Source organism: Corallococcus praedator (genome assembly GCF_003612125.1).
Lineage (GTDB): Bacteria > Myxococcota > Myxococcia > Myxococcales > Myxococcaceae > Corallococcus > Corallococcus praedator.
On the sequence record NZ_RAWI01000478.1, the window covers coordinates 1 to 6,341 of the forward strand.

The following is a 6,341-nucleotide window of genomic DNA, read 5'->3' on the forward strand; positions in this document are numbered from 1 at the left end:
CTCCAAGGGGGGGCGAGGTCCGGGTGGGCGTGCTCATGCGGACAGGGTCTCCTTGGGGGGAAGCAGGCGCACCCCCTCGTGGATTGTGTGTCTTTTCCGCGGAGACCGGTCCGGTGTTTCGCACCCGCGTGGAAAGCCGGGTCCGGTATCCGACGGATGAGGGCATACGATAGGGTTTGCGACCGCGATGTGCATTCCCCTCGGGTCCGACTGTCCATCAGCCCGGGTCCGTGAAGTGTGGTGAAGGACGGTAGGCCCCCGGGTCCAGGACGCACGGTGAAACACGCCGGTGGTTTCGTCGCTGTCGTCCGCGCTCCTGCTGTCGCTGCTGGCCATTCCGGCCCGTGCGGACGGCCCTCCGTCGCGCGAGGAGCACTTCCACTACGTGCCGCTGGCGTATCCCCGCATCGTGCGACAGACGGAGGCGAGCGTCGCCCTGTCGCTCTACGGCGACCCGAAGGATGCGGCCTGGCGCGACGAGGCGCTCCGCGACGGCGTGGACGACACGCGCCACCGCGTCCTGCAATCGCTGGCGGTGCGCTTCGCGCCCTTCCTGGTGAAGAACACGTACATCTTCCCCTCGGACCACAAGGTGTTCCGCGACCAGCCAGGGGGGCGTTGCTCCACCTGGACACCTGGGACCTGGCGAAGTCCGGCGCGGTCTTGATGCGCAACGTCTCCACCCTGGGCCGGCCATGCGTGGTTGAAGGCACGTCGTCTGTTCAATCCGCACGGTGACGGGGTGCTGCCTCCGTCACCGGTCGAGCCCATGCAGGAAGCGCCGCAGGAACCGTTGCCACTCCGTCACTTCCGGCAGGGCGTCGTAGCCCGCGTCGTACCGCGACAGGCTCGGCGGAAAGTAGATGGCCAGCCCCGTGGACGCGGACGTCTGGGAGCCCTGTGTCCGGGCCACCACCGCCCTGCCCAGCGCCTCCTGCATCTTCACCTCCAGCGAGGACTGGTGCGGCGTCTGCTCCGCCATGCGCGCCGTCAGGCTTCCCAGGTCCACCAGGTGGGAGGCCTGCGTGGGGTCCGGGGACTGGCCGAACTCCAGCGCGGAGGACCGGGCTTCGACAATCATCGCGGCCAGCGTCGGGTTCGACTCCGGCGTCAGCGCCGCGAACCGGCCCACCGCGCGCGTGAGGTCGTCCAACGCATACAGGTCCGTCAGCGACAGCGTGAGGGCGTCCTGCGTGTGCTCCCGTTGCGCCCGCTGCCCATACCCCTCCAGCAGCCGCTGCCCCAGCACCACCGGACCGCTGGCCGGGTCCTGCCGCAGGAGCGCCAGCGCGCCGTAATCCCAGCCATGGCCGGGTGTCACCTCCTCGGAGGCGAGCAGGTATTCACCGTGGGGGCTCAGGACCCTGGCCACCTCGTAGGTGGCCATCAGGCCCGCGTCGAAGCCGATGAGCGCGAACTGCGACAGGCCCGCCTCGCTCCGTCCCCGGTCGATGCCCGCCTGCAGCTCCGTCAGGCTCAAGGCGTCCCGGCCACCGTCCGCCCCCGGCGCGTCCTCGTCCACGCCGAACGCGGTCCATGCGCCCGCGTGGTCCCACAGCACCAGCGCGTAGCGGTCCGCCGGATATGCCCGCACACCCCAGGCGATGAAGTCGGAGAGCGTCGCCGCATCGCCCATGTCCTGCTCGCCCAGGTCGGCCAGCTCCTGGACCGACCCGGGCAACACGAGCAGCCGCTTCGTGGTCGTCCAGTCCGGCAGGTTCGCGAGCGGCGCATGGCTGTAGCCCTGCGCGCGGTCCACCTGCGCGACGATGTACAGCCCCGGGCCGGTGCCCACATCCACCAGCTCCCGCAGACTCGCCAGGCCCTCCGCTTCCCGGGGCGTGTCCGCCGCCATGTAGACGAGCACCGTCCAGGTCGCGCCCTCCATCGGGTGTTGCCGTCCATCCACCGAGGCCGACGTCGTCGGAAAGATGGGCGTGCCCTGTCCACAGGCCGCCAGCCCCAGCACGCAGGCCAGCGCCACCGCCCCCACTGCCTTGCCCCCCATGTCCGCCCCCGGCGTGGCGCGGGACCACCGCGACGCGTCGGCTGAGATGCACAGGCCCCGGACAGAAGGGAATCCCTCCGCCGGGGCCGCACACTGTCTGGGATTGGGGAACCCGGGCAGGGGCGCGTACAAGGGGCCTTGCCTGAACCGTTTTAACTGGAAATTCAATTAAAGCTTTTTTGACGTATCTTCCGGGGTAGCGTCTGGGGGTCCCCCGAAAGGCAGGCCCCATGCGCTCACTGCTGCGTCGTTCTCCGGATGTGTTGGTGTTCACCGCCGTCACCACGGCCCTGACATTGCTCACCGCGTGCGGAGAGGGCATGTCGGAGGATGACCCGTTCGGGCAGGCGAGCCAGTCCCTGCTGAACGGCGTGGGTTCCACGGCGGCGCGGGCGGCGCTCACGAAGCGGTGGGCGCCCATCCACTACCAGGACGTGGACGTCACGGGCTCGCACTCGCTCGCGGGCAAGTCCGACTTCATCAGCCGCGTGGACTTCGACGGGGACTGGAGCGGGACGAACAACTGGGACAACACCGGCTCGCGAGCGCTCACCGCGCACGCGTACCAGTCGGTGGTGGAAACCTCCTCGCACTGGTACCTGCTCTACACCTTCTTCCACCCCCGGGACTGGTCCGACTCCATCTTCGACACGGAGCATGAGAACGACGGCGAGGGCGTGCTCCTCGTGGTGCAGCGCGACGGCAGCGAGTACGGCGCGCTCGTCGGCGCGGTGACGGTCGCGCACAAGGACTTCTTCTCCTACGTGCCGGCGGGCAGCCCGCTCACCTCGGGGTCGGAGTCGCTGGACGGCACGCTGTCGCTCGCGTCCTTCGAGGGCCTGTCGCACCCCATCACCGCGCAGGAGGCCAAGGGCCACGGGCTCAAGGCGTGGCCGTACTACGACATCGTTGGAGACGGCGTGAAGTACTACCCGTCGCTGACGCTCGCGGAGCAGCCCTCATCCGCGACGGACTCCGACGTGCGCTACAAGCTGCTGGACATCTACGGCTCGGAGGGGCTCTGGCAGCGCCGGGACCTCACCACGCTGTTCGTCTCCGACGGGACCTTCCGGGGTGACACCGGCGGTGGCTGCGGGCTGGCGGCGGGCAACTGCGGCACCAACTCCGCGAACGCGCCCTGGGGCTGGGATGATCAGAACGACGGCCCCATCCTGCGCGGGGAGATCGCCAAGGACCCGGCGAAGCTCGCGGCGTATTACTTCAGCCCGTCGTCGCAGTTCTCCACGACGTACACGTTCAACCCCTTCAAGGGCATTGGCGCGGATCCGAGCCAGCCCTGAGGTGGGAACGACAAGGCCCGCTCCCCTCGGCAGGGAAGCGGGCCCGGTCACCTGGCGCGGCTGCGTCTTTCAGCGCACCCAGTTCACGTTGCTGTACGCCTTCGTGCCATCCGCGCGTTCCGTGTTCGTCAGCGGCGCGTAGACGCGGGTGGAGATGGTGTTCGCGGCGGTGTCGATCTCCACGAGCCGCGTCGGGTTCGTGGTGCCGTCGTGATACGTGTTGAGCATCTGGTAGATGGTGTTGCCGTGGACGCCGGTGTCCGTGCGGTAGGCGGAGGTGCCCACGTGGCCGGAGAAGACGAAGCGCACGTTGGCGTACTGGCTGATGAGGTTGTTGAACACGTACTGCGGGCTGTTGTTGCCGTAGCCGCCGTTGCTCTGCTCGATGCCTCCGCTGCTGTTGAGGTGCGAGTGGGTGATGAAGATGACGTTGTGCTTGGGGAACTGCGCCAGCACCGTCTTCGCCCAGTTCACGGAGTCCGTGCGCGCCCACAGCTCCAGGTTCACGACCAGCCAGTTCAGGCCGCCCGCGCTGAACGTGTGGTAGGCGTTGTCACACTTGCCCGTCTCGAACACGCCGCCCAGCGCCTTGAAGCGCGACAGCGGGAAGTACGCGTTGAAGGTGGTGGTGTTGCGCAGGTTGGCGTTGACGTTGCCCGGGCACGCGCTGCCGCCCTGGCACACCGCCGCCGTGTCGTGGTTGCCCAGGGCGATGGCGTAGGGAATCTGGGCCGTGTCCAGCACCTGGAACGAGTCGCTGGCGCGCTGGTAGTGGATGTGGTCGGCGGTGTCCCAGTCCATCAGGTCGCCGGTGTGCATGACGAAGCGGATGTCCTGCGCCGTCTTGTTGTCGGCGATCCACTGCATGCGGTGGGTCAGCCGGGCGGGCTGGTACACCGTCTCCTGCTGCGTGTCGGGGATGACCACGAAGGTGAACTTCGTGTCCACCGGCTGCGCGGTGGTGGGCGCCGCGTAGAACTGGATGCCCTCGCTCGTCCAGCCCGCGGCGGTGAGGCTGTCGCGCTCCGCCTGGGTGACGGCGTGGCGGTGCTTCTGCAGCGACGTGTTGTTGAAGCGGTACACGGGGATGAGGCACGCGTCCGCCGTCTTGGAGGCGTAGAAGCCCACGCCCTCGTCGGTGGTGTAGCCGGAGGCGATGAGGTTCGTGCGCTCCGTGGCGTCGATGGTGACGATGTGCTCCGACTTGCCCGGGCTGTACAGGCGGTAGACGGGCGACAGGCCGGTGACCGCGGTCTTGGAGGCCTTGAAGGGCGTGCCCCGGTCATCCGTGAAGCCGTACGTCGTGCCCGCGTTGGTGGCCTCCGTGGGGTTCGTCGTCAACAGGCTGGAGCCGGTGGCCGGCCGCACGCGCATGTACACGGGCGCGTTGAGCGCCGCGCAGTCCAGCGCCGCCGTGGCGGCTCCCACGTCCTCCACGGAGGACGGCTGCTGCTCGGGCACTTCACCCGGGCCGCACGCGGACAGCACGCCCGCCAGGGTCAGGGAAACAATGAGGGAAGAGGGCTTCAAGGTGTCTTCTCCGTGGAGGCCTCGTCCGAGGCGCTCCGGTGTCGTCAGTGATGTCCGGGTGTACAGCTTAAAAATGGATTACCCGGCTGCGCATAGCATTGACGGCGTGGTCGGAGAAGACCCTCTTGGGGAAACGTCGCATGTATCACAGGGGCCCGTGCGCCCCCCGTGACGGACCGCGCCTCACGGCATGCCGTGGTGGACCGCTTCGATGTTGTTGCCGTCGGGGTCGAGCACGAACGCGCCGTAGTAGCCGGCGTGGTAGTGGGGCCGCTTGCCGGGGGCGCCGTTGTCCTGGCCTCCCGCCTTCAGCGCGGCCTGGTGGAAGGCGTCCACGGCCTCGGGGTCCTTCGCGCTGAAGGCCACGTGCCGGGGGGAGGCGGGGGCCTTCGTTTCGATGATCCACAGGACGGGGCGCTGGGGCGGGCCGAAGGCGGCCATCCGGCGCGTGGGGAACTCCGGGTCCCAGGTGGACGTCATCTCCATCACAAGGCCGGAGCCCAGGATGGGCAGCAGCGCTTCGTAGAAGGCCTTCGAGGCGGCGAAGTCGGTCGCGTAGAAGCTCAGGTGGTCGATCATCCCCGGCGTCCTAGCAGACCGCCGGGCCCCCGGGCCGCGCGCTCAGTCCGGATAGAACATGGGGTCGCGCGTGGCGACGAACGAGGAGATGGCGTGCGCCACCTCCGGGGGCAGGGCGGTGAACTGCACGCCCACGCCGGGCATCAGCTCCGGGGTGCGGTCGTTGCCGTCGCGGGCCCAGCGCACCACGCCGTTCACCGTGAGGGGCCGTCCGCCCGGCAGCGTGAAGTCCAGGTCCACCGACGTGCCGCGCGGCACCGCCTCCACGGTGGCGATGAAGATGCCGCCCTCGCTGATGTCCATGGAGAAGCCGGTGAAGAAGTTGGAGTCGCTGCGCATGTCGATGGTCGTGTGCATCCGCACCCGGCCGTTGCTGCGCGCCTCGTCCTTCGCGGGCGGCAGGGGAAGCTTGTGGCCGGGCTTGTCCGAGCGGGTGGGCGTGTCGTCCCGGGACGTGCGCTCCGACGCAGCCTTGGACCGCGCGGGCGTCATGGCGGGGGGCCGGGCCAGCTCCTCGGTCCGGGCTTCCGCTTCGGCGCGGGCCTTGGCCTCGGCTTCGGCGCGGGCCTTGGCGGCGGCCTCCACGCGCTTCAGGTCGGCTTCGGCGTCCGTCAGGGCCTTGACCACGCGGCCCGCGTCCTCCTGGTGCACGCGCAGCGCGGACTGGAGGTCCAGCCCGGCCTGCCGGCGGGTGTCCAGGGCGGCTTCGCGCGCATCCAGGGCCTTCTCGCGCAGCTGCTCCAGCTCCGGGGGCAGGGCGGGGGACTCGGTGTCCTCCAGGCGCATGGCCCACTGGGAGAGGCGGGAGTCGCCGGCGCTCTCCGGACGGGCCAGGGCCTTGCGCATCTGGTCGAGCCGTTCGGTGAGGGACGCGGCGTCGGCGGCGGCGCGGGCCACCTGTTCGGCGAGCCGCTCCTCCAGCC

At 69.5% G+C, this 6,341-nt stretch carries 6 protein-coding genes; 2 read left to right on the forward strand and 4 right to left on the reverse strand.

What is annotated here, in order from left to right; genetic code table 11:
* Positions 1–289 precede the first annotated feature (289 nt).
* Entirely contained in the window at positions 290–667 is a 378-nt protein-coding gene (locus tag D7Y13_RS36565) for a hypothetical protein (RefSeq protein ID WP_120585946.1), read from the forward strand.
* An 87-nt stretch (positions 668–754) separates the two neighbouring features.
* Here D7Y13_RS36565 and D7Y13_RS36570 read toward each other — a convergent pair whose 3' ends face one another.
* Complete coding sequence (locus D7Y13_RS36570; RefSeq protein ID WP_120585947.1) at positions 755–2,008, reverse strand: clostripain-related cysteine peptidase; 1,254 nt, start codon at positions 2,006–2,008, stop codon at positions 755–757.
* A 230-nt stretch (positions 2,009–2,238) separates the two neighbouring features.
* Here D7Y13_RS36570 and D7Y13_RS36575 point away from each other — a divergent pair, with 230 nt between their 5' ends.
* On the forward strand, positions 2,239–3,309 hold the full coding sequence (locus D7Y13_RS36575; protein WP_120585948.1) for a hypothetical protein: 1,071 nt from the start codon (positions 2,239–2,241) through the stop codon (positions 3,307–3,309).
* Positions 3,310–3,378: 69 nt separating this feature from the next.
* Here the strand turns inward: D7Y13_RS36575 and D7Y13_RS36580 are convergent, their stop codons facing one another.
* The 3 genes from D7Y13_RS36580 to D7Y13_RS36590 form a co-directional block, all read right to left on the reverse strand.
* The gene (locus tag D7Y13_RS36580) at positions 3,379–4,839 is read right to left on the reverse strand and encodes a metallophosphoesterase (protein ID WP_120585949.1); all 1,461 of its coding nucleotides are present in this window, start codon (positions 4,837–4,839) and stop codon (positions 3,379–3,381) included.
* 183 nt (positions 4,840–5,022) lie between these two features.
* Positions 5,023–5,418, reverse strand: a complete 396-nt coding sequence (locus tag D7Y13_RS36585; RefSeq protein ID WP_120585950.1) for a VOC family protein — start codon at positions 5,416–5,418, stop codon at positions 5,023–5,025.
* 42 nt (positions 5,419–5,460) lie between these two features.
* On the reverse strand, positions 5,461–6,339 hold the full coding sequence (locus D7Y13_RS36590) for a TIGR02266 family protein (protein WP_244222424.1): 879 nt from the start codon (positions 6,337–6,339) through the stop codon (positions 5,461–5,463).
* Positions 6,340–6,341 lie beyond the last annotated feature (2 nt).